This is a genomic window from Asanoa iriomotensis, from assembly GCF_016862515.1.
Classification (GTDB): Bacteria; Actinomycetota; Actinomycetes; order Mycobacteriales; family Micromonosporaceae; genus Asanoa; species Asanoa iriomotensis.
On record NZ_BONC01000010.1, the window covers coordinates 1 to 24,523 of the forward strand.

The window sequence follows — 24,523 nt, forward strand, 5'->3', positions numbered from 1 at the left end:
GGCCCGCGGTTGGCCCTGCCGACGGACCGCGACGCAGGACGCGCGCCTGCCGCTTCCGGGCCTCGCCCGGCGTGGCGACGAGCCGCCGGCTTCCAGCCGGTGCCGCCCCGGCGCGGGTTTGGGGCGCCGCCTCCGTGCCATGGCCGACGCGGCGAGCCAGCCGGCGCCTCCGCCTCTGCGTCGCCGCAGGCGGTGATCACAACACGCGCTCTCCGCCGTTGATCACCCTCGACCGCGTTCGTCAGCGCGCGACGAGCGCCACGATCATGCGCTGCGTCGGGCGTCGGGCGTCGGGCGGCGTCGGTGGTTGCGGAAAGCTCAGGTGATCGTGGTGCCGCTGGTCAGGAGGGCTCGGGTGGCGTCCCAGCCCTCTACCGCCTGGTCGAGGGTGGCCAGGTCGGATGGGCCGCGGAGGCGGCGCCACGGTGGGGCGGTGGCCACCTCGGCCGGGTTCGGGGCGTGTGGGCGGATGGCCGTCGCAGGCACGTCCGCGTCGAGGTCCAGGGGTGGCAGCCAGGCCGGGGCCGGCAGGCGGGAGGCCACGCCGAGCAGGCCGTGGCCGGTCTCGGCCGGGGCCACCGCGAGCGTCTTCGTGGTCAGCGGGCGGAACAGCTTGCCCAGGATCAGGCCCGGCAGGTCCGGCGCGTCGGCGGCGATCACGGCCGCCTGGTCGTAGCCGTCCGCCGCCGCGGCCGCGAACGTGTCGTTGACCAGCGTCGTCGGCACCTCGTAGATCTGCATCGACGGCCAGGCCACCGCGTCCGCCAGCGGGCGGTCCGCGGGCAGCGCCGCGATCGCCGGGTCGACCTCGTTCAGGGTCGCTAGCAGGTCGACGGCGTCCTCGGCGAGCGCGTGGCGCCACTTGCCGAGGTCGACACCGGGCGGTGCCCAGGTCACCGGCGTGAGTAGGACGACGATCACACGGCGGGTCACGCGACCCAGGTTATGTCAGTCGGCGAGGAGCACGCCCGTGGTGGCCGACACGCCCTCCAGGTAGCCGCGTGCGCGTTCCGTCTTCGGGTAGCGGCCCACGAGGGCCCAGAAGCGCGTGTTGTGACTGGGGACCACGAGGTGGGCGAGCTCATGGAGCAGCACGTAGTCGATCACCCAGTCGGGCATCTCCTGGATCCGGTGCGAGATGCGAATCGACCGGTCAGCCGGCGTGCAGGACCCCCAGCGGCCCGTCTGGTTGGTCACCCACCGGACACTGGCCGGTTGGGCCGTGCGGGCGAACTCAGCCAGGTACTGACCGATCAGGCGCTGCGAGCGGGCCTGCAACTCGTCGTCGGAGCGGCTGAGGCGCTGTTCGCGAGCAGCGAGGCGGGCGAGCATCTTGTCAACCCACTCGGTCTCCTCGGCGCGGGAGAACTGGTCGGGTATGAGAACCACCACGCGCTCACCGTCGCGGTAGGCGGACACCGTCCGGCGCCGGCGCTGTGAGCGCCGTACCTCGACGACCGGCTTCCGCGTGGCGGCCATTACCGCACCCCGGAGCCCCGGGTTCCGTTCACGAAGGCACGCTAACCGGTAGGTGCCATGCCGCCGCAAGGGCCAACACACACGGTCACGCCGGGAAAGTGCTAGTTGACACCGTGTCGTCCGGAAAAAATTTCGCGGGTACGCGGTGAGCGGTGCGCCCGCTGCGCCCCGAGGGACCTTACGGCACACGTTAAGGGATCCCGAGCCCGGATGGGCCGTAATCGGCGTGATCCCGCTCGCAGGAGCGCTTTGGTCGGCGTGTCAGGAGCGAATCTGACTAATCCGGACTGGTCCGACATGCACACTCGTCGGCGTCAGGTGTCATATCGCACTACCAGCTCGGCCCCGTCGCTGGTGATGATCGGGTTCCTGACATGGAACCGCCCGCATGTGGGTAGGGTCCGCGGACCGGCGGTCGCACGTGTGACCGCGGAGAAAGCCCCGACGCCGGCGCTCTTGTGCCGCGGCCGGGCATTCGCCGGGGCAAATCCGGCGAACAAGACTAGGAGGGCATCGTGGCCGACAAGGCCCAGACCTACAACGGGTACTGCGTCAAGTGCAAGGAGAAGCGCGACTTCACCGGCACCGTCGAGGTGTCGAAGACCGGTATGAACATGGCCAAGGGCAAGTGCCCGGTTTGTGGCACCACTGTCAACCGGATCCTCGGCAAGGCGAAGGTCTGACGACCGCGCTGATCGCGGGAGGGGGCGGCCGGAGAATCGGCCGCCCCCTCCCGCGTGAGCACGACCCGGACACAGTGGGACAGATACGCAGTGTCATGAAAACCGGGCGACTACGTTACTGGCCGGTTGTGGATAACTTTCCAGAAGCTGTGGATAACCGCGTGTACAGGCCCCGCCACCTGTGGACAACGAGCCGACCGCCGGGTGGTGACGATCACATTCCGTTACCCACCGGCGACGATACGGCCGCTCCGGGCGTTTCCTTCGCCACGCTCCCGCGTACGCGAAAAGTATGATCTTGGGTGTCCGTAAACTGTCGGTCACAATGATCTGGTGAGCGACATCCCGCGCCAGGCCGTGACCCGCGCCGCCAAGCTCGCTTCCCTACCGCTCGGCTTCGCCGGGCGGTCGATGTTGGGGTTCGGCAAGCGGATGACCGGCATGGCGTCAGATGCCATCTCCGCCGAGCTGCAGCAGCGCACCGCCGACCAGGTGTTCGCCGTGCTGGGGCAGCTCAAGGGCGGTGCGATGAAGTTCGGGCAGGCGCTGTCCGTCTTCGAGGCGGCGCTGCCCGAGGAGATGGCGGGTCCCTACCGCCAGGCCTTGACCAAGCTTCAGGAAGCGGCACCACCGCTGCCCGCGGCCAGCCTGCACGCCGTGCTCGCCGACCAGCTCGGCCCCGAGTGGCGCAGCCGGTTCCTGGAGTTCGACGACACGCCCGCGGCGGCCGCGAGCATCGGCCAGGTCCACCGGGCGGTCTGGAAAAGTCGCGCCAAGGCCGGGCGTCCGGTCGCGGTCAAGATCCAATATCCCGGCGCCGGCGACGCGCTGCTCTCCGACCTGCGCCAGCTTTCCCGGCTCGGCGCGATGTTCAAGGCGATCCAGCCCGGCCTCGACATCAAGCCGCTGCTCGCCGAGATGCGCGCGCGGATCAGCGAGGAGCTCGACTACGAGCTCGAGGCCAAGGCGCAGAAGGCGTTCGCGGCGGCCTACGCCGGCGACGACGAGATCCTCGTGCCCAAGGTCGTCGCCGCGGCGCCCCGCGTGCTGGTCACCGAGTGGATCGAGGGCAAGCCGCTCTCGAAGATCATCGCCAACGGCTCGGAGGACGAGCGCGACCTGGCCGGCGCCCGCATGGCGACCCTGCATTTCTCCGCGCCCGCCCGGGCCCGGCTGCTGCACGCCGACCCGCACCCCGGCAACTTCCGCCTGATGCCGGACGGCCGCCTGGGCGTGGTCGACTTCGGCGCGGTGGCCCGGCTCCCCGAAGGGCTCCCCGAGCCGGTCGGCCGGCTGACCCGGCTGGCGCTGGCACACGAGGCGGACGCCGTGGTCGACGGCCTGCGGACCGAGGGTTTCCTGAAGCCCGACCAGGAGATCGACGCCGAGGCGGTGCTCAACTTCCTGCTGCCGATGCTCGACCCGCTGGCACACGACGAGTTCCGCTTCACCCGCGCCTGGCTGCGCGCCGAGGCGGCCCGCCTGGCCAGCCCCAAGTCGCCGGCCTTCCAGCTCAGCCGCCAGCTCAACCTGCCGCCGTCGTACCTGCTGATCCACCGGGTCACGCTCGGCTCGATCGGCGTGCTGTGCCAGCTCGAGGCGCGGGCGCCCTACCGCGCGATCCTGGAGAAGTGGCTGCCGGGCTTCGCGCCAGTCGCGTAAAGATCAAAAATCTGGATCGGCACTCGGGTCCGCCGTGGTCCGTGCCGTTCCTCCCGCGAGGGACCGCTTCGCTCGCCAGGCTCGCTGTGGGTCAGGGCCAAAATCGGGGTGAACCTTCGGCCGTCCGGGCGGTACTCATCAGCATGAGACCGACCATCAGGCGTGCGGCATGGCGCGGACCCGACGTGGGCCCGTGCCTGACGACCGCGGACGTGGTACCTGGCGGGAGCAACGGTCGTGCCCCCGCCGGACCCGAGCAAGAATGCTATTTGTCTTCTTCGTCGCCCTTAGGCGGGTTTTCCTTCGGGCCTTCGTCGGTGCCGAAGTCGATGTCGCCCAGGTCGTCGAAGTCGCCCAGGCCGCCGTTGTCGAACTCCGACCGCGCGAACGCCTCCGGGTCGGCGAAGTCGTCGCCCGACGGCAGCAGGTCGGGGTGCGCCCACAGCCCGTCGCGGCCCTGCACGCCGCGCTGCTCGGTGACCGCGGTCCACAGCGCCGCCGCCTCGCGCAGCCGGCGCGGCCGCAACTCGAGCCCGACCAGCGCGGCGAACGTCTGCTCGGCCGGACCGCCCGCGGCCCGGCGCCGGCGGAACGCCTCGGCCAGCCGCACCACGTTGGGCAGCCGGTCGCCGACGGCCATGTCGACGACGTGCCCGACCCAGCCCTCGACCAGCGCCAACGTGGTCTCCAGGCGGGCCAGCGAGGCCTTCTGGGCCGGCGTGTCCTCGGGCGAGAAGATGCCCTCCAGCGCCAGCTCCTGCATCGACTCCGGGTTGGTCGGGTCGATGCGGCCCATCGCCTCCTCGATCGCCTCCCGGTTGACGGTGATGCCGTTGGCGTAGGTCTCCACCGCGTTGAGGATGTGCCCGCGCAGCCACGGGACGTGCTCGAAGAGGCGCTGGTGAGCCGCCTCGCGCAGCGCCACGTAGAGCCGGACCTCGTCCTCGGGCAGCTCCAACCCGCTGGCGAACTCGCGGATGTTGGCCGGGATCAGCGCGCCCGTGCCGGCCGGCCCGAGCGGCAGGCCGATGTCGCCGGCGGAGAGCACCTCCGCGGCGAGCGAGCCGAGCGCCTGGCCGAGCTGGCCGCCGAACAGGGCGCCGCCCAGCGTGGTGACCATCGACTGCATCGGGCCGAGCTGGGCGCGGGCCTCCGGTGGCACCAGGTCGCCCATCGCGTCGACCATGCGGCCCGCGACCGGGTTGCAGAGCTTCTGCCAGACGTCGAGGGTCCGGTAGATCCATTCGTTGCGGTTCCAAGCGACCGCGGTCCGCACGCCCGAGGGCAGGGCGACCGCCTGCTCGAGCCAGAGGTCAGCCAGGCGCAGCACCTCTTCCACGGCGTTTCGCTCATAAGGTGAAACGGCCGGGTCGCCGGCCTGGGACAGCTGTGCGGCGGCTACCTGGCGCGCCAGGTCCCAGTTGACCGGGCCCGAGCCCGGCGCCGCGAGCAGCTGCTGCAGCTGCGCCATGAACTGCTGCATCTGCTGCGGATCGTTGGGGTCCGGCGGCTGGCCGCCCGGGAGCGCGAAGCCAAACGGAATATCAGGCACGAGGTCAACGGTACGCGCGTCGGGAGCGCGGGACCGTACCGCATGCTTAAGCCCAGGGAGAACTCGGGGAACGCCATTCAGGGACGCTCGGTACGCTTCCCGCCATGAAAAGTCGTGGCGTGACGGTTCTGCTCGGTGCCGTGATCACGGTGCTGCTGAGCTTCGGGGTGCTCTCCGCCCCGGTTCCGTACGTCGTGCTCGGTCCCGGCCCCACCGTCAACACCCTGGGCAAAGAGGCCGACAAAGAGGTCATCCAGATCTCCGGGACGCAGACCTACCAGTCGGCCGGCCAGCTTCGGCTGACCACCGTCAAGGTGGCTCCGGAGACCAAGCTCCTGCCCGCGATCGCCGGTTGGTTCTCCGACAAGGAGGCGGTCGTGCCGCGGGAGCTGATCTACCCGCCGGACCAGACCGAGCAGCAGGTCGAGCAGCAGAACGCCGAGGACTTCCAGGCCTCGCAGACCAGCGCCGAGACCGCGGCGCTGACCGAGCTCGGCTACCCGATCCAGGTCACGGTCAGCAAGGTCACCGCCGGCGGTGCCGCCGAGTCGATCCTCAAGACCGGTGACGTGATCACCTCGGTCGACGGCAAGCCGGTCAAGACGGCGGGGGACCTGACCGACGCGGTCCGGGCCAAGCCGGCCGGCAGCACGGTCACCATCGGCTACACGCGCGGTGGCCAGGCGGCGCAGGCCACGGTCAGCCCGAAGACCGTCGACGGTCAGCAGCGGATCGGCGTCGAGATCGAGCAGAAGCAGCCGCACCCGTTCGACCTCAAGTTCGACCTCGAGGACATCGGCGGTCCCAGCGCCGGCCTGATGTTCACGCTGGGCATCATCGACAAGCTGGGCGCCGACGACCTCACCGGCGGCAAGATCATCGCGGGTACCGGCACGATCGACGACCAGGGCGACGTGGGCCCGATCGGCGGCATCCCCCAGAAACTGGTCGGCGCCAAGGACGCCGGCGCGGTCGCCTTTCTGGTGCCCGCCGACAACTGCAAGGAAGCCAAGGACAACGCCGTCGACGGCCTGCCGCTCTACAAGGTGGGCACGCTCGACGAGGCGCTCAACGCGCTCAACGCGCTGAAGAGCGGCGGCACGGCCCCTATGTGCTAACCCCCCGTAGTCTGAACACCGCCCCCCGAGCTAACCAAGCGTTGCGGAGCCAACTGTGGTCATGCGTAGCAGTCCCCTGCCGAGAATGAGCCGCCGTGGCCGCGTGACGGTCGGTGTGCTGGTCGGCGTCTTCGTGTTGTTCACCCTGCTCGGTTGGGGTGTCAACGCGTGGACCGACTGGTTGTGGTTCGACGAGGTGCACTACACCAAGGTGTTCAGCACCGTGCTGACCACCCGCCTGCTGCTGTTCCTGGCGGTCGGCGCGGCGATGGCGGTGGTCATCGGCGGCAACCTCTACCTGGCCTACCGGCTGCGCCCGCTGCTGCGGCCGCACTCCTCGGAGCAGCAGACGCTCGACCGCTACCGGGTCGCGCTGACGCCGCGGATCGGCCTCTGGGTCACCATCGTCTCGTTGGTGGTCGGCCTGTTCGCCGGGCTGTCCGCGCAGGGCCGCTGGGACACCTGGATGCTGTTCCGCAACGCGCAGACGTTCGGCACGAAGGACCCGATCTTCAACATCGACGTCGGGTTCTACGTCTTCCAGTACCCGTTCTACCGCTACCTGCTCGGCGTCGGCTTCACCGCCGTCGTGCTCGCGGTGATCGGCTCGCTCGCGGTCCACTACATCTTCGGCGGCGTGCGCCTGCAGGGCGGCGGCGACCGCATCACCAACGCGGCCCGCGCCCACCTGACCACCCTGGTCGCGGTCTTCGTGCTGTTCAAGGCCATCGCGTACGTGCTCGACCGGCGGGCGCTGCTGCTGTCCTACAACGAGGGCGCCAAGGTCTACGGCGCCGGCTACGCCGACGTCAACGCGTTGCTGCCGGCCAAGGAGATCCTCGGCTACATCTCGATCGTCGTCGCGATCGCGATCATCCTGTTCTCCAACGCGATCATCCGGAACCTGGTCTGGCCGGGCGTCTCGCTCGCGCTGCTCGGCATCTCGGCCGTGGCGATCGGCGGCATCTACCCGTCGGCCGTGCAGAGCTTCGAGGTCAACCCGAGCACGCTCGACAAGGAGCGGCCGTACATCAAGAACAGCATCGAGGCGACCAGAGCCGCGTTCGGGATCAACGACGTCGACATAGAGCCGTACGCCGGCGTCAGCCAGCCACCACCGGCGAGCCTGGCCACCGACACCTCGGTCGTGCCGAACATCCGGCTGCTCGACCCGCAGCTGCTCTCCGAGACCTACACGCAGTTGCAGCAGGCCCGTGGCTTCTACAACTTCGGCGAGAAGCTCGACATCGACCGCTACGCGATCAACGGCAACACGCAGGACTACGTGGTCGGCGTCCGGGAGATCAACTACCGCGGGCTGACCGCGCAGCAGAGCAACTGGCTCAACCGCCACACCATCTACACGCACGGGTACGGCGTGGTCGCGGCGCCGGCCAACCGGGTCTGCAACGAGCAGCCGTACTTCGTCTCCGGCTTCCTGGGCGAGGAGGGCAGCGACGGTTGCCAGTCGGCGACCGAGGAGATCAAGACCGAGCAGCCCCGGATCTACTACGGCGAACAGATGGAGGACGGCGACTACGCGGTCGTCGGCTCGCGGGGCGAGGGCAGCAACGCCGAGTTCGACCGCCCGACGGGCAGCAACGAGCAGTACTACACCTACGAGGGCGCGGGCGGCGTGCCGATCGGCTCGTTCACCCGCCGGCTGCTCTACACGGTGAAGATGCAGGAGACCAACTTCCTGCTCTCCGAGGCGGTCAACGACAACTCGAAGCTGCTGTACGTGCGCAACCCGCGCGACCGTGTCGCCAAGGTGGCGCCGTTCCTCAAGCTCGACGGCGACCCGTACCCGGCGGTGGTCGACGGCCGCGTGGTGTGGATCGTCGACGGCTACACGACGGCGTCGACCTACCCCAACTCCGAGCGGGTCAACCTGCAGTCGGCGACCACCGACGAGCTGACCGGCACAGGCACGGTGGCCCAGGTCCGCGAAGAGATCAACTACATCCGCAACTCGGTGAAGGCGACCGTCGACGCGTACGACGGCACCGTCAAGCTCTACCAGTGGGACGAGCAGGACCCGGTGCTCAAGGCGTGGAACAAGGCCTTCGGCGGCAACCTGGTCGTGCCCAAGGCGGAGATCCCGCAGGAGCTGACCGACCACTTCCGGTACCCGGCCGACCTGTTCAAGGTGCAGCGCGACCTGCTGGCCCGCTACCACGTGAGCGAGCCCAACGAGTTCTTCTCGGGCCAGGACTACTGGGAGGTCCCGAACGCGCCGGACGACCCGGACCGTGGCCAGAAGCAGCCGCCGTACTACCTGATGACCCAGATGCCGGGCCAGGCCGAGCCGCGGTTCCAGCTCACGTCGGCGGTCACGCCACGCGGCCGGCAGAACCTGGCCGCGATCATCTCCGCGTCGTACGTGGACGGTCAACCCAAGTTGGAGGCGCTGGAGCTGCCGGACCAGAGCGTGGTCTCCGGCCCGGTCCAGGTGCACCAGCAGATGACCAACGCCACGGACGTACGTGGCCAGCTCTCGGTGCTGGCGGCGGACGGCAAGGCCGCGGTGCAGTACGGCAACCTGCTCTCGCTGCCGTTCGACAACGGCATGCTCTACGTCGAGCCGGTCTACGTGAAGTCCAACCAGCAGAACGCGTACCCGCTGCTGCAACGGGTCCTGCTGTCCTACGGCGACGGCTCCAACGCGGTCCTGGCGAGCAGCCTGCAACAGGGCATCAAGGATCTCGTGGCCAAGGGCGACGCGCAGAGACAGGCGGCCGGCCAGCCACCGGCGCCGCCGACCCAGCCCAACCCGCCGCCAACGACCGGCGAGCAGCCACCGGCGGCGATGTCGCCGGAGCTGGCCCAGGCGGCCCAGCGGGTCTCGGACGCGATCGACGAGGTCAAGGCCGCGCAGGAGTCGGGCGACTTCAACCGCTACGGGAAGGCCCTGGCCGACCTGGACGCGGCAGCGGACGCGTTCAAGGCGGCCCAGCAGGCGGCGAACAACCGCCCGGCGAGCACGTCACCGACCCCGACACCGACAGCGCCGGCGAGCCCGGCAGGGACGCCTCCGCCCACACCGCAAGGCTGAGCCACAGACGGGGGCCGGCGGCTCGCCGGCCCCCGTTTTGGCAGTGCACCTCAGCTTGCGCTAGTGTTAACAAGCCGACGCGGGGTGGAGCAGCTCGGTAGCTCGCTGGGCTCATAACCCAGAGGTCGCAGGTTCAAATCCTGTCCCCGCTACAAAGAAACACCAGTCAAGGGCACTTACCCGAATCGGGTAAGTGCCCTTGACTGTTTGGTGGCCTCGTCAGATGCGGCCGGTCTCGTAGGCCCACATGGCGACCTCGACGCGGTTTCGGGCGCCGAGCTTTCGCATGAGGCTGGCGAGGTGGGCTTTGACGGTGCTCGGGGTGATGTAGAGCTCGCTGGCGATCTCATTGTTGGTGCGGCCTTGAGCTACCGGCACGAGGACTTCCTCTTCGCGGGCGGTCAGCGGTTCTATCGGCTGCCTCGGTGGTGAGGTCTGTGCGTGGGCGAACGCTACGAGCAGTCGGACAGTCACGCTGGGCGCGATCAGTGCCTCTCCGTTGGCGGCGGCGTGGATGGCCTGGGTCAGCAGGGCGGGTCCGGCGTCCTTGAGCAGGAACCCGCGGGCGCCGGCTTTGAGCGCCCCGTGGACGTACTCGTCGAGGTCGAAGGTGGTGATGACCACGATCGGCAGGGGGTCGGTGACGTCGGGGCCGGCGAGGCGTCGGGTGGCTTCGATGCCGTTCATCAGCGGCATTCGGATGTCGAACAGGCCGACGTCGGGCCGCAGCTGGAGCGCCAGGCGGACCGCCTCGCGCCCGTCGGCGGCCGCGCCGACCACTTCGATGTCGGGTTGGGCGTCGAGCAGCATCGTCAGCCCGCTGCGCACGATGGGCTGGTCGTCGGCGATGAGAACCCTGATGCTCATCGTGGCGTTCCGGTTCGGGGCAGGACCGCCTCCACCCGCCAGCCCCGCTCGGCGGTGGGGCCCGCGTGGAAGGTGCCGCCGAGCATGGAGGCGCGTTCCCGCATTCCCACCAGGCCGTAGCCCGCTGGGCCGCCGGCGCCGGAGGAGCCGTCGTCGTCGATGGTCAGCCGCACCCCGTCGGCGTCGCCCGTGACGGCGACGGTGACCTGGGTCGCGTGGCGGGCGTGCCGTCGAGCGTTGGTGATGGACTCCTGGGCCAGGCGGTAGATCGCGGCCCCGACCGCCGGGCTGAGGTCGTCGAACTCGCCGGAGAGCGTCACCTCGACGCAGGGACGCGCCTGGCCGTCGGTGGCGAGCTGCTCGACCTCGGCCACGCCGGGCTGCGGCGCGAACTCGCCGTCCTGTGCGGCGCGGAGCACGCCGACGATGGCGCGCAGCTCGGTGAGGGTGCGGGTCGCCGCGTCCTCGATGATGGCGAAGGCCTCGATCGCGCGCTCGGGGTGGGAAGCCGCGATGGCACGCCCTGCCTGGGCCTGGATGGCGATGCCCGATACGTGGTGGGCGACGGTGTCGTGGAGCTCGCGAGCGAGCTGTTCGCGTTCCCGGGCCTTGGCTTGGTCGATGTCGCGGATGCGGACCTTCGCGCGATAGCGGATCGCGGCGCCGAGCGCGGCGGCGAACAGGAAGAACGCGTAGCCCGCGACCGTGTCCGACAGGCTCATGGGGTCGGCCACGTAGGTGATGGGCAGCCAGAGCAGGATGACGCCGAGGCCGCTCGCGGCTTCCCGACCTGAGCCCCACCGGAACAGGGCGTAGGCCAGGATCAGCGCCGCGGAGGTGCTGTTCAGCAGGGTGCCTTGCGACCCGGTGAGGATTCTGACGATGTCGACGATCGTCAACGTGCCGAAGGAGACCACAACCGCGACGAGCGGGTGCGTGCGTCGCCACAGCAGGGGGCCGATGACCGCGAACGCCGCGAGTAGCAGCAGCGGGCGCGGCGCCAGGTTCTGGCGAAGCACCACTTCCACCACGGACCAACCCACCAGCGCTGCGACCAGGACCCAGTCCCGCGGCACCCGGTCCGGGGCATTCGCGGGTCGGGGTTCGGCCCACAGCGAGCGGAGTGCGTTCGTGGCCATCTGATCAGGCTAGGCAGCCCGTGTGCTCGGTGTATCCGCCAAAAGCACAGGAGCTCGGCTGTGCCAACGGCCAGGCCGAATCAGCGCTCAGGGGCTAATGTGCCCGCCGCCGGCATCCGTGAAGGTGGAAGCACCCACCCGATCAAGCCGAGGAGCATGGTGATGAGATCCCACACCGCACTGGAGAATCCGCCGTCCCAGAACACGCTGGAAGATCAGCGAATGCCCGTGCGGGCCAAACTCGCAGCAGCATGGACGAGCTTCATGTTCCTCTACATCTACGTCGACTACCTCGCCCTCTACAAGCCAGGCTTCGTCACCGACATCCTGGCCGGCACCGTCCACGAGTTCGACACCGGTCCAACCTTCGTCGCCATCGCGCTCACGCTCATGGCCATCCCGATCCTCATGATCCTGCTCTCCACGACACTGCCCGCCCGGGTCAACCGCACCGTCAACCTCGTCGTGGCAACGCTCTACATCCCCGTCTCGATATACAACGCGGCGGGAGAGCCCTGGTCCTACACCTACTTCTACGGCCTCTCCATCGGACTCGAGGTGCTGCTCCTGGCCTTCATCCTGCGCTCCGCCTGGACCTGGCCACGCCGCACCGCATGACCGGCGACCCTGGAGAGATCCGGGGCCGGCCTTGATCGTTCTGGATCGTCGGTCGATGTGGTCAGGCCGACCCGGCGCATCCATCTGCACGGCGCGATCCACGGCCGGCCCGGCTCCAGGCGGGCCGGGTCCGAGGGTCGCCGCACGGCGACGGGCTGCGCGTGTCGCCAGCTCGCGAGCGCTTCGTACGCGGTCAGCGTCGTCGTCGAAACGCAGGAGACGGTGAGCCGATCGGCCGCGTGCGGGTGTTCGCGGAGCAGGTCCGCACAGAGGGCGTCGAGGTCGGCCAGCGTGTCAGCGTCGGGTGGTTCGGCTTGGACCAGCATGAGATGCGCGTCGGGTGTCCGCAGGTAGGCCGGCACGAACACGTCCTGCTCGCCGACGCCCCATCGGCCCTGCCCGCGGACGACTCCGGAGATGTACGCCTGCTCCACCTCGGTCCGCATGAGCGTCCGGACCAGGTGCGGCACGGCGTCGAACAGCTCGTCCAGCTCGGGCGAGCCCGCCGTCCGCACCGGGAGCCGCCCGGCCACGGCCGATGCGACCGCATGCGCGTTGACCAGCAGGAAGATCACTGTGTCGGGCGGCGCCGGTTGGTGCCGGTCCAGCAGGACGCGGCGACACCCGTTGGCGAAGGCCACGGCTCGTGGTCGCACCGCGTCGTGGAGCCTGTGCAGGTGCGGCAGCACGCGAGACCACACCCGGCGTCTGGTCGGTGCCGTGGCCACGACGACCGGCCCCAGCCGGCGTGCGAGCAGGGCATCTGCCGGTTCGTACCGTTCGGCGAGTCGTTGTTGGAGCCGGATGTGCCGGAACTGGTGTGCCGCTCCGACCTGCCGCAGAACGCCACGCCGGTGGGCGTCGGCGAGGAACGCCAGTACCCGCCACGGCAGGCGGCGGCCGACGAAAAGCCACAGCCGGGCATCGGCGTACACCCGGGCGGCGTTCGCGGTCTGCAGACCGCCGAGCACACGGCCGAAGGCCGTCGCGACGAGCACGAAGACCAGGTACGCCACGGCCAGCGCGGGCGAGGCGACGCAGCCGAGCAGGCCGGCGATCACCAACCGCCCGACGAGCAGCGGCGCCGCGGCGGCCCGCCGGTCCTGGCGCAGCACGGCGGCCGCGTCGCCGGCCCGCTCGACGTCGACCGGCGCACGCGGTGCGAACCGGGTCGCGGCGAGGAGGCACAGAAACCCGACGATGGCGGCGAACAGCGGTAACGACCCCAGGCCACCGGTGACGGCCGACGCCTCGTCCAGGAGCGCCAGTGTGAAGGTGAACATGGCGAACGTCAGCGTGACGAAGAGTGCCCGGGCGAACAGTTCGCGGAGGATGACGGCGGGGCGCAAGGTCGCTGCCACGGGCAGAGGCACACGCGGCGAGCCGAACCGCCTTGTCAGCGCGGTCCAGGCCGCCGCCAGCAGTCCCGTCCAGAACAGCAGCGGGACGTACACCTCCGGGTCCATGAGACCTTCCACGGCCTCCGTGAGAACGTCGACCACGGACCAGACAGCAGGGATGCCCATGAGCGTGTCCTGGACGCGCTCGCCGTACGGGCCGGCGAACAGCAGACGCACGAGCTCGTACTGGTCGCCGCCGTCGGTCGCGTCTTCGTACTCGTCCACGGCCAACGCCCACAGCTCGACCGCCACCTCTTCGCGGCTCGCGTCCACCCGCGCGGCGTACTCCATGAGGCGCGGTGCGAGCTCGAGCGTCGATTGGCCGGCGAGCGCGCCGACCAGCACCATCCACACCAGTGCGCCGAGCGCCCAGATCCGCACCGCCACGCCGATGCCGGCCCCGAGCCGCAGCGCTCCGGTGAGCTCCCACCAGGCGACCTTGGGGGTGCCCTGGCGCTGGAGGTGGGACGCGAGGAAACCGAGCCAGCGCTGCGCCTGCCGACTGGACACGCGGAACTGTCCCGATCGTCTGGTGCCCGGCGCGTACAGGGCGGGCACGAACGCGTCGAGCAGGTGCAGTTCGACCCCCGCCCGGTCGGCGAACGCGAGCACGTCGTCCGGGTCGGTGCCCCCGCCCGCGTACGCGACGCGGGCCAGCCACACCATGAGGGGAGTCGACAGCGCCGCCCCCACGGCGCTGCCGGGCCGGCGCAGGTCCGCGAACACGCGGTCCCAGCGGTCGGGCGGGGTCGCGGCGGTCGCGTCGGCGAGATAACGGCACACGGAGTCCACGTCGAGCGGGCGCAACCGGATGACATCGGCGAGCGCCACGACGCGGCCGGCCTCCACGGTCGCCTCGACGTACTCGTCCGGGCGGCTCAGCAGCACGAGCGGCGAGTCGGAACCGTGCGCGTTCACGCCCAGGATCGCCGCGGCCCGGGCCGCGGCCGGCAGCTCGTCGAACCCGTCGAGGATCGGCAACACCGCGTCGGCGGCGACGAGCGCGTGTGCGAGCGTCGGCAGATCCGGCGCCGCGCCGGCCGGCCGGGCGGCGAGGTCGAGATGTTCGCCGGCGAGCTGGCGGGCCATCCACTCCGCCAGCGGGACCGCCGGGTCCCACGTGGACAGGGCCAGGACCACCGGCACCGGGTCGTCGGAACCTCGGTGCTTGAGCATGTCCAGCGCCAGCCGGACCGCCAGCATGGTCTTGCCGGCACCGGCCTCGCCCAGGACCACCAGCCGGCGCGCCGCGGACGCCTGGAAGGCCTCGTGGATCTCTGCGTACTCCCCACCCTCCTGGTCGGAGCTCCAGCGCACCGGCAGCGCGTAGGGGTCGTACACGCTGCGGGCCTTCTCCTCGGCCGCCCACGACTGCCGCACCGCCCGAGCCAGCCGATCGGTGACCTCGGTGAGGACCCGGTCGGAAACTGGCTCGGGCCGCTGGGCCAACCGCAGCACCCACCGGACGGACGGCACCAGCACCATCGCCGCGGTCAGCACCATGGACACGACGTCGCTGGTGTTCGCCGCCTCCTCGAGCTCCATCCGGCGAAGCTGCGAGGCGCCCAGCGCGACGCCACCGACGACGAGGACGACCATGGCGACGCTCAGTGCGCGTTCCCGCCGCGATCGCTTCCCCACGAACACATCATCGCGTCACGGCGCCACACTCGACAGTGCTCGATCGGTCCCCTGGACGAGACCGAAGGGTCCGCGGTCAGGCGCGGCGCCATTTCTGGTTGGCGCCGCCGTGGCAGTCCCAGATGATCAGGCGCGCGCCGTCGGCGCTGTTCCAGCCCGAGACGTCCAGGCACTTGTTGGCCTGTGGGTTGACCAGGTCGCCGGCGCCGGTCAGGACCCATTGCTGTGCACCGGTGCTGTTGCAGTTGGCGAGTTGGACCACCGCGCCGTTGGCGGTGGAGCCCCAGGCCACGTCCATGCAGAGGCCGAAGTTGCGGATCGTGCCGTCGCCCGGGAACGTCCAGTTCTGCGCGCCGGTGCCGTTGCAGGTCCAGAGCCAGAGGAACTGTCCGTCGACCCCGTTGGAGTTCGGCACGTCGACGCACTTGTTGGCGTAGCCGACGATCCGGCTCGTGCCGCCGCCTCCGCCGCTGGTCGTGAGCTGGAGCCCGTACGCGCCGAGGATCTCGTTGACCGGCTGGAACAGCGTCGTGCCGCCGGAGGAGCAGTTGCCGGACCCGCCGCTCGTGACGCCCTGCGCCTGGTCGCCCCACAGCCACGCCCCGCCGGAGTCGCCACCCTCGGCGCACGCGGTGGTCGAGGTCAGCCCGTAGACGAGTTGGCCCGAGTAGTTGACCGTCACGTTCTTGGCCTGCACGGTGCCGCAGCGCCAGCCGGTGGTCCGGCCCGAGCGGCAGACGCCCGCACCGACCGGTGCCTCGTTGGAACCGGCCACGTTGGCGTTGCCGCCCGCGTAGTTGTTGACCCACGGACGGGGCGTCCAGTTGCCGTTGGTGCGCACCCACGCGTAGTCGTTCGTGGGGAACGACGAGCCGGCGAAGTTCCCCTGGCTCACGTTGTTGTAGCCGAGGGTCGGGCTGCCGGTGCCGCCACAGTGGCCGGCCGTGACGAAGCCGCCGTTGTTGACGGAGAAGCCGACCGAGCAGAGCGTGTTGCCGTTGATCACGTACTGGTCGCCGCCCCGGATGTCGTAGAGGGGGGCCGGCGCGGTGCTTTCCGGCCGGACGGTGAGTTGGCTCGCCGGCAGCCCGGCCGCCTTCGCGAACGCGCGCGCCGCGGCCGGGTCGCCCGCGATGGTGACGGAGTCGGTGGCCGGGTCGACCCACCACGAATGCACACCCGCGCCGGCACCTGTTGCGTCGAGCGCGCGCTTCGCGGTGTTCAGCGCCACGGCGCCGTAGCGGACGGTGACGGCGCGGGCGCCGGCCTGTTCGACCGCCCGCCGTGCGGCGGGGTCGGCGCCGATGACGGCGACGGCGAGCCGGCCGGCCCCGGCGTCGTACCAGGCGCCGCCGAAGCGGTCACCGAGCCGCGCCGCCAGGTTCCGTTCGACGGCCGGGGCGGCGGACTCGTGTGCGAGCCGGATGTCGACCTGCTGGCCGGACAGGCCGAGGTCGCGTTGCAGGGCCTGGCGCATGCCCGGGGCGAGGGTCTGGGTGGTGGGCGAGGGCGGCGGCTCAGCATGGCCGGCCGTCGGGACGAGAACGCACGCGGCAGCCAGGGCCGCCGCGCCGATGAGCGCGGTTGGTCGCACGGCAGTGTCCTTAGAGACGGGGGTACGGACGGCGAGAGCGCTCTCTAAGGAATCCTTACCGTTTATTGAATAGATGTCAATGGATGGGACGCTGCGACGCTCCGTGACGGCGGGGCAGCTGTCAATGCGGACAACGTGGTATAAGTGAGCCTCCGTTCACGACCGAGCGACGAAGGGTGCGTACCCGCATGACCGACGAGGCTTCCGACCGCTCGCGCAAGCCCGCCACGGCCGCTCGGATGTACGACTACTACCTCGGCGGTGTCCACAACTTCGCCGCCGATCGCGAGGCCGCCGAGAAGATCATCGCGATGCAGCCCACGTTCCCGGCGATCGCCCGCGCCAACCGGGCCTTCCTCGGGCGGGCGGTGCGCTTCCTGGCCGAGTCCGGCGTCCGGCAGTTCCTCGACCTGGGATCCGGCATGCCGACGGTCGGCAACGTGCACGAGATCGCGCAGGACGTCACTCCCGACGCCCGGGTGGTCTACGTCGACATCGACCCGGTCGCCGTCTCGGAGAGCACCGACATCCTCGCCGGCAACCGGCACGTCGTCGCCGTCAACGCCGACATGCGCAACCCCAAGTCGATCCTCGACCACCCCCAGGTCCGCGACCTGATCGATTTCAGCCGGCCGACCGCGGTGCTGCTCGCCGCCGTCCTGCACTTCGTGCCCGACGACGACCAGGCCTACGGATTGGTCGACGAGTTGCGCTCGGCGCTGGCGCCCGGCAGCTATCTGCTCATCTCGCACGCGTCGACCGAGGGCTTCCTGGCCAGCAGCGAGAACGTCGAGGCGATCAAGAGCGTCTACAGCCAGCAGACGGCGACCCCGGGCGGCACCCGCAGCCAGGCGGGCGTGGAGCGGTTCTTCGCGGGCACCGAGTTGGTCGAGCCCGGCGTCACCTGGTCGACGACCTGGCGGCCGGCCGACGGCGACCCGAGCGACTTCGCCGACGACCCGCGCCTGTCCTGCATCTGGGCCGCCGTCGGCAAGGTCGTCTGAATCCGTCACCCGCGGATCGCGGGCGCTCGGTCCTGGCTGACGTGCTGCAGCCGTTCCCGGACCTCGGTCGCGTCGCGTGCCCGAGGGTGTCGAGAATGCCCAACGCCGCACGCCAGGCGGCGCTCGCCTCGCCGGGGGAACCGCCGGCGTGCAGCGTGTCGCCGACGTGCGTCAGCGTCTCCGCGACGCAGAACAGGTCACCGGCCGCGCGGTAGACGGCCAGGGCGCGGTCGAAGCTGTCCAGCGCGTCGGAATAGCGCCCGAGGTGATGGAGCGCGTATCCGATGCTGTCGTGGGCGCGGGCGGCGCCGGAGCGGTCACCTAGCCGCAGGTGCAGGCGCACCGCCCGGCGGCACTGACGCAGTGCCTGGGCGTGGTTGCCCAACCGTGCCTCGTCCCAACCGACCGCGTTGAGCGCACGCGCCTCGCCGTTGCGGTCGCCGGCGGCGCCGAACAGGGCCAGTGCCCGGCGGTCGTGCTCCAGCGACTGGGTCAGGCGAAGCTGCTGGTCCGCCAGCCACCCGAGGGTGAGCTGGGTGTGCGCCATGCCGACGTACTCGTCGAGCCCCTCGAACAGGGCCAACGCGGCATCGAGCGCACCGGTCGCCTCGGCGTGCCGGTCGAGCCGGATGAGCGCCAGGCCGATCTCGCGCTGCGCGTCCGCCCGGCCCCAGTCGTCACCGGAACGCTCGGTCGCCCGCAGCGCCGCCGTCGCCACGGTGTGCACCAGGCCCGGTTGCATGGACCGGTGGAGGTGCGTGGTCAGCGCCCGAGCGAGCCGCGCGGTCGTGGGATCGTCGATCACCGGGCTGTCGAGCAGCGCCAGGAGTACGGGCTGCTCGGCCACCAGCCACGCCGTCGCGCCCTCCTGGTCGCCGAGATCGGCCACGCTGACCCCGTCGGGTGGCGCGGGTGCCGTCCGGCGGTGGCGGTGCGGCCACAACAGCTTGTCCGCGGTCTCCGCGGAGTGCACATAGTGGTCGACCAGGCGCCGGGACGCCGCCTCCTCTTTCGCGACCAGTTCGCACGCGTACGCGCGGAGCAGGTCGTGCGTGGTGAAACGGCCGTCGGCCAGCTCGGTGACCATGTTCGCCTCGGCGAGCTTCGCCAACGACCTGCCGGCGCTCGCGGCCGGCGCGCCCGCCAGGCTGGCCGCGGCGGCCACGCCGACCGCGGTGCCGGGGAACAGCCCGAGCAGGCGGAACATCCTGCGCTCCGGCTCGTCGAGCGCGAGGTAGGACCACGAGAACACCGGGCGCAGGTCGGTGCCCGTCAAACCGTCGAGACCATTGTGGACACCGGCGAGATCGTCGGCCAGCACGCGGAGGGCCAGGTTGGGCCGGGTGGCGGCGCGGGCCGCGACCAGCGCGAGCGCCAGCGGCAGGCCGGCGCAGCGCGCGACGATCTGGGCGAGCGCCGGATCGTCGCGTGCCGTCACCCGACCGCCGGCCCGGGCGAGGAACAGTGCGCGGGCCGACTCCGCGGGAAGCAGGTCGAGCGGGAACGGCCGCGCGCCGGCCGTCGCGACCAGGGCGGGCAGCCGGTTGCGGCTCGTCACCACGACGGCGCAGCCCGCGGCACCCGGGATCAGGTCGCGGACCTGGTCGGCATCGCGCGCGTTGTCGAGCACGACCAGGACCCGCCGGAGGCCGAGCCGGCTGCGGTACTTCGCGGCGCGCGCCGGCAGGCTGTCGGGGATGCGGTCCGGTGCGACACCCAGCGCGTCGAGAAAGCCGTGCAGGGCCTGTGCGGGCTCGACGGGGACACCGGTGGGGTGGCTACCGCACAGGTCGACGTAGAGCTGACCGTCCGGGAAATGGTCTGCCCACGTCGTGCCCGAGCCGCACCGCGAGGCTGGTCTTGCCGATCCCGGCGGGCCCGGTCACGAGCAGGACCGTGGGCCCGCCCGGTGCCCGCAGCTCCGCCGCCGCGACTGCGAGCTCGCTGGCACGCCCGACGATCGCCGGTGGATCGCGGGGAAGCTGGTGGGGGACCTCGATGTCCGGCGTCCCCGGATCGGTCGGTAGCTCCCGTCGCAGGACGAGCCGCTGCAGGTCGTGCAGTTCGGGCGACTCGATGCCGTGGGTGCGGAGCAGGTCGAGCCCCGCGCGGCACACCTCGGCGGCCTCGGCAACCTTCCCCTGCGCGTAGAGCGCCATCACCAGGAGCCGGCGCAGCGCCTCGTCGAAGGGTTCCGCACCGACCAGGTCACGGAGCTGGGCCGCCGCGTCGGCGTGCCGCCCGAGCGTCGCCAACACTTCGGCCCGCCCGCGCCGCGCCGCTTGGCGCAGACTCCGCAACCGCGCGATCTGCGGCAACGCGAACGGCTGGTGTGCGATGTCGGCGTAGGCGGTGCCCCGCCACAGCCCGAGCGCCTCGTCGAGCAGCTCCAGACGGCGGGCGGCGTCATCCGACCGCTGCGCTTGCGCACAGGTCGACGCGAAGCGGTGTGCGTCAACGGCGTCCGGGCTGATGTCGAGGCGGTAGCTGAGGCTCGCACCGCGGCCCACGGTGACGAGCACGTTGCCGGGCAGGGCTTTGCGGAGATGCGGGACGTGGCTGCGGAGGGTCGCGTCCGCGCCGCCGGACCACGGGAGGTCGACCAGGCGCCGGGCGGGGATCGCGCGACCTGGTTCGAGAAGCAGGGTCGACAGCAGCTCGGTGAGCCGGGGTCCAAGCTGGACGGTGAACCCGTCGCGCTCGACCCGCAACGGTCCGAGCACGGCGATGCGCAGATCGCCCAATGACGGCTCCCCCCGTTGAGCGCCTGGTTGCCCGATCGTACCGTGTCGATGCGTCCGCGCCGTTTCCACGGGCCTTCCACGCATCGCTGTCACCGTGGTGGGCAACGGGTCAGCCGGGGCTGGCCCCTTGTCGCGAGGAGATGTCCATGGTCAGTTTCCGCACGCGCCTGGTCCGCCGGCTGGCGATCGTCGTCCTCGGCGGTGCCGCCGCGGTGGCGCTGTTCGCCGCACCGGCCGCCGCGGCGAGCACGTCGTCGTTGGGGAGCTCGATCAGCTACGGGCTCGAGTGCTGCTAGTCAGACAGCGCGTCCCGGGCGAGCCGTGGGATCGCCCGGGACACCGGCCTCAGCGGCGCGACGTGAAGGTCGACAGGAACCGGTAGTTGACCGGGTTGCCCGCGTTGTCGAAGCACATGACGGTCACGAGCGCGTCCGGTCCTGAGTAGACCCAGGGTTGGCCCAGGCCGCAGTAGTTCGGGCCGTCGCCGTACGCGGTGATCTGCGCATGTGTCTCGCGGACACCGAGCTGCGGGTACTTCACCTGGTAGGTGCCGACGCCGAGCATGCCGACGGCGTTGGCGCCGAAGCCGAGCTGGTGGTTGTAGTTGGTCTGGCCGCCGCCCGCGGACCAGATGTAGCCGAAGTACTTCGGCACGTCGACGGCGCCGAAGACGGCGCGCTGGCGGTGGTACGTGACGAAGAAGTCGGTGCTGGTGGGCGCGCCGGCGGCGTTGACGCACACGACGACGACGTCGATCTCCAGGCCGACCGGCGACCAGGACTCGACCTTGCAGCGTCGCGCCACCGCGTTGGGCTGGATCGCGGTGACCTGCACGTTGCCGGACAGGCCGACGCCCACGACGCCGACGCCGGGGAAGCGCACGATGTAGCGGCCGGGGGTCAGCATTCCGGTGCCGGGCACGCCCGCTCCGGTGCTGTTGTACCACTGGACCGCGTTGCCGGCCGTGTTCACCTGCGCGGTCGCGTAGGCCCCGGGCGGAGTCACCCCGGAGCTGGTCGACCACATGATCGTGAACGGGGTGTCGGCGGGGACGCCGCCGGGCTTGTGGCACGCCACGTCGACGATCTCGTCCGCCACGGCGGATCCCCAGCGGACCACCTCGCAGTAGTTGCCGGTGCGGCTGACGGCCGTGACGTGCACGGTGCCGCGCGTACCGCTGGCGACCTGTGGGAACGTGACCTGGAAGCGCCCGACGGCCTGCTTTCCGCCGGTGGCCCAGAGGGCCGGGAACGCGGTCTTCCAGCTGCCCCACTGGCGGGTGGTGTCGAGGGTCGTGCCGAGGGGGACGGCGGGGTTCCACACGGCGGCGAAACCCCACCGGTCGGGTGTCGCCGCGGCGGCGGGCGGGGCCGTGACCGCGGTGAAGGCCAGGGTCACTGCCGCGGTCAGCAGGAGAGCGAGGGAACGGACTCGCATACGTACCTCCGATCGAAGTGCCTCGATTTCTTGATCGAGGCTGACCGGTCCGCGCCCGTCGCGCTGTCAGATCATGCGCGCAACGCCGAGTTCTGCCGGTCGGCTGCCGCGCCGTCCATTGCTGGAAACGTTCCCGCCGAATTGTCGGCTCGGTCCGCCTTGGCGGGAATGTCATCCAGCGAATCTTGGGGTTGACGGCGGTTGAGACCTCGCGGCAGGATCAGAATCGTTTCCAGTCCACGAGGCGGCCACGGAAGGCGGGCGGATGGCGCGGATACGGGTGCGACAGGCAATCGCGTCGGCGTTGTCCGATGCGATGCGGGAGGACGAGTCCGTCCTGATCTTCGGTGAGGACATCGCGGCGGCCGAGGGTCCGTTCAAGACCTCGGAGGGGCTGCTCGCCGAGTTCGGCCCGTTGCGGGTCCGGGACACGCCCATCTCCGAGATGGGCTTCGTCGGTGCCGCGGTCGGTGCCGCCGCGGTCGGCATGCGGCCGGTCGCCGAGATCATGTTCATGGAGTTCCTCGGCGTGGCCCTCGACCAGCTCGTCACCGAGGCCGCCAAGTTCCGCTACCTCAGCAACGGCCGGGTCGGCGTCCCGCTCGTGGTCCGGGCCAGTGTCGGTTCCGGACTCGGTTTCGGCACGCAGCACAGCCAGACCCTGGAGAACTGGCTCGGCGCCACGCCGGGCCTCAAGGTCGCCGTCCCCAGCGACGCGCAGACCGCGTACGGCCTGCTCCGCTCCGCGATCCGGGACCCCGACCCGGTGGTGGTCCTGGAGCCTCGCGTGCTCTACGCCGAGCGGGGCGAGTGCGTCACGGGTGACGCGGGCATCGTTCCGCTCGGTGTGGCGCGAGTGCCGCGGGAGGGAGACGCGCTCACCGTGGTCGCGCTCGGTCAGACCGTGCGGGCCGCCCTGGCAGCCGCCGAGCGGATCGACGCCGGCATCGAGGTGATCGACCTGTCGACCGTCACGCCGTGGGACCGGGAGACCGTGCTCGCGTCGGTCGCGAAGACCGGCCGCCTGGTCACCGTCGAGGAGGCGCCGGCGAGCGGCGGCTGGGGCGCCGAGATCGTGGCCACCGTGACGACCGCCGCGTTCCGGTCGCTGCAGGCGCCACCGTTCCGCATCACCGCTCCGGACGTGCCGGTGCCGTACAACAAGGCGCTCGAGGCGCGGTTCAGCCCGGGCATCGGCGAGATCGAGCACCAACTGACCACCTACCTGCGGACCGGCGAGGTGCCGGATCCGTGGTGGCTTCGTGAAGGAGTCGCGGCATGACCCTGGTGCGGTCCGGCGACCACGTGGCACGGCGGGAAGCGCTGGCCGATCCGGTCGCCCGCTACGAGCGGATGTACGAGATCCGGCGGTTCGAAGAGCGGGTCAACGACCTCTTCGCCCAGGGTCTGATCCACGGCACCACCCACCTGTGCGCCGGCCAGGAGGCACTCGACGTGAGCCTCGCGCTCGAGTTGCGCGCCACCGACATCGTGACGGCCACCTACCGCGGGCACGGCATCGCGCTGGCCCTCGGCATGCCGGCGACCGACGTGCTCGCCGAGATCATGGGCAAGGCCGACGGGTGCACCGGCGGCGTCGGCGGCTCCATGCATCTCTGCGAGCCGGACGTCGGGCTGCTGCCGACCTTCGCGATCGTGGGCGCCGGGCTGCCCGTGGCCGCGGGCGCGGCGCTGGCGTTCCAGACGAGGGGAGAGGACCGGGTCGCGGTCGCGGTCTTCGGCGACGGCGCGGCCAACATCGGCGCCTTCCACGAGGCGCTCAACCTCGCCGCGGTGTGGAAGCTGCCGGTCGTCTTCGTCTGCGACAACAACGTGTACGCCGAATACAGCCGGATCGACCTCACGACGCCGCTGACCGACCTGCACCGCCGGGCCGGCTCGTACGACATCCCCGGGGTTCCGGTCGACGGCATGGACGTCGACGCGACCCGCGCCGTGCTGCGCGAGGCGGTGTCCCGGGCCCGCGCCGGCGAGGGGCCGACCCTGGTGGAGGCCAAGACCTACCGGTTCGCCGGGCACTCGCGGGCCGACCAGGCGACGTACCGGCCGGAGGGTGAACTAGAGCGGTGGCGCGAGCGCGACCCGCTGGTCCTCGCGCGTGCCGCGCTGGTCGCCGGCGGCGCTGCCACCGAGGACGACCTGGCCGGGCTGGAGAAGGCCGTCGACGAGGACCTCGACGCGGTCGCCGAGGCGGTCGCCGCCGGGCCGGATCCCACGCCCGCGGCCATGTTCCGCAATATCTGGGCGGTGGCGGCGTGAGGGTCACCGTCAAGCTGCCCAGGCTCGCCGACACGGTCGACGAGGTCGTCGTCGTCGAGTGGGCGGCGGCCGTCGGCGCGGCTGTCGCGGAAGGCGACCCGCTCGTGCGGGTGGAGACCGACAAGACGGTGGTCGACGTGCCGTCGCCGGTGGCGGGTGTGGTGAGCGAACACCTCGTCAAGGCCGACGACGAGGTGACCACCGGCACGCCCATCGCCGTCATCCGAGCCGCGTGAGGAGGGTTGGCACC

At 71.0% G+C, this 24,523-nt stretch carries 20 protein-coding genes and 1 tRNA gene; 11 read left to right on the forward strand and 10 right to left on the reverse strand.

All coding sequences use genetic code 11. From position 1 onward, the window contains the following. Positions 1 to 318: 318 nt before the first annotated feature. The gene (locus Air01nite_RS09410; protein ID WP_203701599.1) at positions 319 to 933 is read right to left on the reverse strand and encodes a hypothetical protein; all 615 of its coding nucleotides are present in this window, start codon (positions 931 to 933) and stop codon (positions 319 to 321) included. Positions 934 to 948: 15 nt separating this feature from the next. Continuing rightward, complete coding sequence (locus Air01nite_RS09415; RefSeq protein ID WP_203701600.1) at positions 949 to 1,479, reverse strand: M48 metallopeptidase family protein; 531 nt, start codon at positions 1,477 to 1,479, stop codon at positions 949 to 951. A gap of 515 nt (positions 1,480 to 1,994) precedes the next feature. On the opposite strand from Air01nite_RS09415, the gene Air01nite_RS09420 reads away from it, so the two are divergent. Together Air01nite_RS09420 and Air01nite_RS09425 are read left to right on the forward strand one after the other, a co-directional pair. Beyond that, positions 1,995 to 2,162: a DUF5679 domain-containing protein gene (locus Air01nite_RS09420; protein ID WP_170215861.1), complete on the forward strand. Its 168-nt coding sequence runs from the start codon at positions 1,995 to 1,997 to the stop codon at positions 2,160 to 2,162. Positions 2,163 to 2,495: 333 nt separating this feature from the next. Then, a complete protein-coding gene (locus Air01nite_RS09425; protein WP_203701601.1) occupies positions 2,496 to 3,824 on the forward strand; it encodes an ABC1 kinase family protein in 1,329 nt (442 codons plus the stop codon). Between the two features lie 265 nt (positions 3,825 to 4,089). Here the strand turns inward: Air01nite_RS09425 and Air01nite_RS09430 are convergent, their stop codons facing one another. Further along, on the reverse strand, positions 4,090 to 5,307 hold the full coding sequence (locus tag Air01nite_RS09430; protein WP_505606717.1) for a zinc-dependent metalloprotease: 1,218 nt from the start codon (positions 5,305 to 5,307) through the stop codon (positions 4,090 to 4,092). Between the two features lie 173 nt (positions 5,308 to 5,480). On the opposite strand from Air01nite_RS09430, the gene Air01nite_RS09435 reads away from it, so the two are divergent. From Air01nite_RS09435 to Air01nite_RS09445, 3 genes are all read left to right on the forward strand, one after another. Next, positions 5,481 to 6,494 (forward strand): YlbL family protein, encoded by a 1,014-nt coding sequence (locus tag Air01nite_RS09435; protein ID WP_203701603.1) that lies wholly within the window; start codon positions 5,481 to 5,483, stop codon positions 6,492 to 6,494. A gap of 55 nt (positions 6,495 to 6,549) precedes the next feature. Next, the gene (locus Air01nite_RS09440; RefSeq protein ID WP_203701604.1) at positions 6,550 to 9,549 is read left to right on the forward strand and encodes a UPF0182 family membrane protein; all 3,000 of its coding nucleotides are present in this window, start codon (positions 6,550 to 6,552) and stop codon (positions 9,547 to 9,549) included. Between the two features lie 78 nt (positions 9,550 to 9,627). Further along, positions 9,628 to 9,701, forward strand: a tRNA-Met gene (locus Air01nite_RS09445). A 67-nt stretch (positions 9,702 to 9,768) separates the two neighbouring features. Here the strand turns inward: Air01nite_RS09445 and Air01nite_RS09450 are convergent. Then, complete coding sequence (locus tag Air01nite_RS09450) at positions 9,769 to 10,416, reverse strand: response regulator (protein ID WP_203701605.1); 648 nt, start codon at positions 10,414 to 10,416, stop codon at positions 9,769 to 9,771. Then, a complete protein-coding gene (locus tag Air01nite_RS09455; RefSeq protein ID WP_203701606.1) occupies positions 10,413 to 11,555 on the reverse strand; it encodes a sensor histidine kinase in 1,143 nt (380 codons plus the stop codon). The genes Air01nite_RS09450 and Air01nite_RS09455 overlap by 4 nt, the downstream gene beginning before the upstream one ends. Positions 11,556 to 11,717: 162 nt before the next feature. On the opposite strand from Air01nite_RS09455, the gene Air01nite_RS09460 reads away from it, so the two are divergent. Continuing rightward, on the forward strand, positions 11,718 to 12,173 hold the full coding sequence (locus Air01nite_RS09460; protein ID WP_239090604.1) for a DUF6326 family protein: 456 nt from the start codon (positions 11,718 to 11,720) through the stop codon (positions 12,171 to 12,173). Here the strand turns inward: Air01nite_RS09460 and Air01nite_RS41870 are convergent. Both Air01nite_RS41870 and Air01nite_RS09470 read right to left on the reverse strand, forming a co-directional pair. Continuing rightward, positions 12,089 to 15,214: an NACHT domain-containing protein gene (locus tag Air01nite_RS41870; RefSeq protein ID WP_203701608.1), complete on the reverse strand. Its 3,126-nt coding sequence runs from the start codon at positions 15,212 to 15,214 to the stop codon at positions 12,089 to 12,091. The two genes, Air01nite_RS09460 and Air01nite_RS41870, sit on opposite strands and share 85 nt — an antisense overlap. A gap of 76 nt (positions 15,215 to 15,290) precedes the next feature. Beyond that, the gene (locus tag Air01nite_RS09470; protein ID WP_239090605.1) at positions 15,291 to 16,808 is read right to left on the reverse strand and encodes a ricin-type beta-trefoil lectin domain protein; all 1,518 of its coding nucleotides are present in this window, start codon (positions 16,806 to 16,808) and stop codon (positions 15,291 to 15,293) included. A gap of 188 nt (positions 16,809 to 16,996) precedes the next feature. Here Air01nite_RS09470 and Air01nite_RS09475 point away from each other — a divergent pair, with 188 nt between their 5' ends. Then, entirely contained in the window at positions 16,997 to 17,812 is an 816-nt protein-coding gene (locus Air01nite_RS09475; RefSeq protein ID WP_203701609.1) for an SAM-dependent methyltransferase, read from the forward strand. Here Air01nite_RS09475 and Air01nite_RS09480 read toward each other — a convergent pair. Both Air01nite_RS09480 and Air01nite_RS09485 read right to left on the reverse strand, forming a co-directional pair. Continuing rightward, positions 17,709 to 19,442 carry a tetratricopeptide repeat protein gene (locus Air01nite_RS09480; RefSeq protein WP_203701610.1) on the reverse strand — a complete coding sequence of 578 codons (1,734 nt, stop codon included), beginning with the start codon at positions 19,440 to 19,442 and terminating at the stop codon, positions 17,709 to 17,711. The genes Air01nite_RS09475 and Air01nite_RS09480 overlap by 104 nt on opposite strands. A gap of 148 nt (positions 19,443 to 19,590) precedes the next feature. Continuing rightward, positions 19,591 to 20,556: an AfsR/SARP family transcriptional regulator gene (locus Air01nite_RS09485; protein WP_203701611.1), complete on the reverse strand. Its 966-nt coding sequence runs from the start codon at positions 20,554 to 20,556 to the stop codon at positions 19,591 to 19,593. A gap of 146 nt (positions 20,557 to 20,702) precedes the next feature. Here Air01nite_RS09485 and Air01nite_RS09490 point away from each other — a divergent pair, with 146 nt between their 5' ends. Then, the gene (locus Air01nite_RS09490; protein WP_203701612.1) at positions 20,703 to 20,852 is read left to right on the forward strand and encodes a hypothetical protein; all 150 of its coding nucleotides are present in this window, start codon (positions 20,703 to 20,705) and stop codon (positions 20,850 to 20,852) included. A 49-nt stretch (positions 20,853 to 20,901) separates the two neighbouring features. Here Air01nite_RS09490 and Air01nite_RS09495 read toward each other — a convergent pair whose 3' ends face one another. Next, positions 20,902 to 21,993 carry a hypothetical protein gene (locus Air01nite_RS09495; protein ID WP_203701613.1) on the reverse strand — a complete coding sequence of 364 codons (1,092 nt, stop codon included), beginning with the start codon at positions 21,991 to 21,993 and terminating at the stop codon, positions 20,902 to 20,904. A gap of 280 nt (positions 21,994 to 22,273) precedes the next feature. Between Air01nite_RS09495 and Air01nite_RS09500 the strand changes: the two genes are divergently transcribed. The 3 genes from Air01nite_RS09500 to Air01nite_RS09510 are packed head-to-tail and all read left to right on the forward strand — an operon-like array spanning position 22,274 to position 24,509. Continuing rightward, positions 22,274 to 23,275 carry an alpha-ketoacid dehydrogenase subunit beta gene (locus Air01nite_RS09500; RefSeq protein ID WP_203701614.1) on the forward strand — a complete coding sequence of 334 codons (1,002 nt, stop codon included), beginning with the start codon at positions 22,274 to 22,276 and terminating at the stop codon, positions 23,273 to 23,275. Beyond that, positions 23,272 to 24,273, forward strand: a complete 1,002-nt coding sequence (locus Air01nite_RS09505) for a thiamine pyrophosphate-dependent dehydrogenase E1 component subunit alpha (RefSeq protein ID WP_203701615.1) — start codon at positions 23,272 to 23,274, stop codon at positions 24,271 to 24,273. The genes Air01nite_RS09500 and Air01nite_RS09505 overlap by 4 nt, the downstream gene beginning before the upstream one ends. Continuing rightward, positions 24,270 to 24,509, forward strand: coding sequence for a biotin/lipoyl-containing protein (locus Air01nite_RS09510; RefSeq protein WP_203701616.1), 240 nt, complete (start codon positions 24,270 to 24,272; stop codon positions 24,507 to 24,509). The genes Air01nite_RS09505 and Air01nite_RS09510 overlap by 4 nt, the downstream gene beginning before the upstream one ends. Positions 24,510 to 24,523 lie beyond the last annotated feature (14 nt).

Coding starts and splice junctions, on each gene's coding strand:
- Air01nite_RS09415 (WP_203701600.1), bottom strand. CDS start 1,479: ATGGCCGCCACGCGGAAGCCGGTCGTCGAGGTACGGCGCTCACAGCGC.
- Air01nite_RS09450 (WP_203701605.1), bottom strand. CDS start 10,416: ATGAGCATCAGGGTTCTCATCGCCGACGACCAGCCCATCGTGCGCAGC.
- Air01nite_RS09505 (WP_203701615.1), top strand. CDS start 23,272: ATGACCCTGGTGCGGTCCGGCGACCACGTGGCACGGCGGGAAGCGCTG.
- Air01nite_RS09455 (WP_203701606.1), bottom strand. CDS start 11,555: ATGGCCACGAACGCACTCCGCTCGCTGTGGGCCGAACCCCGACCCGCG.
- Air01nite_RS09475 (WP_203701609.1), top strand. CDS start 16,997: ATGACCGACGAGGCTTCCGACCGCTCGCGCAAGCCCGCCACGGCCGCT.
- Air01nite_RS09460 (WP_239090604.1), top strand. CDS start 11,718: ATGAGATCCCACACCGCACTGGAGAATCCGCCGTCCCAGAACACGCTG.
- Air01nite_RS09490 (WP_203701612.1), top strand. CDS start 20,703: ATGGTCAGTTTCCGCACGCGCCTGGTCCGCCGGCTGGCGATCGTCGTC.
- Air01nite_RS09495 (WP_203701613.1), bottom strand. CDS start 21,993: ATGCGAGTCCGTTCCCTCGCTCTCCTGCTGACCGCGGCAGTGACCCTG.
- Air01nite_RS09435 (WP_203701603.1), top strand. CDS start 5,481: ATGAAAAGTCGTGGCGTGACGGTTCTGCTCGGTGCCGTGATCACGGTG.
- Air01nite_RS09430 (WP_505606717.1), bottom strand. CDS start 5,307: ATGCAGCAGTTCATGGCGCAGCTGCAGCAGCTGCTCGCGGCGCCGGGC.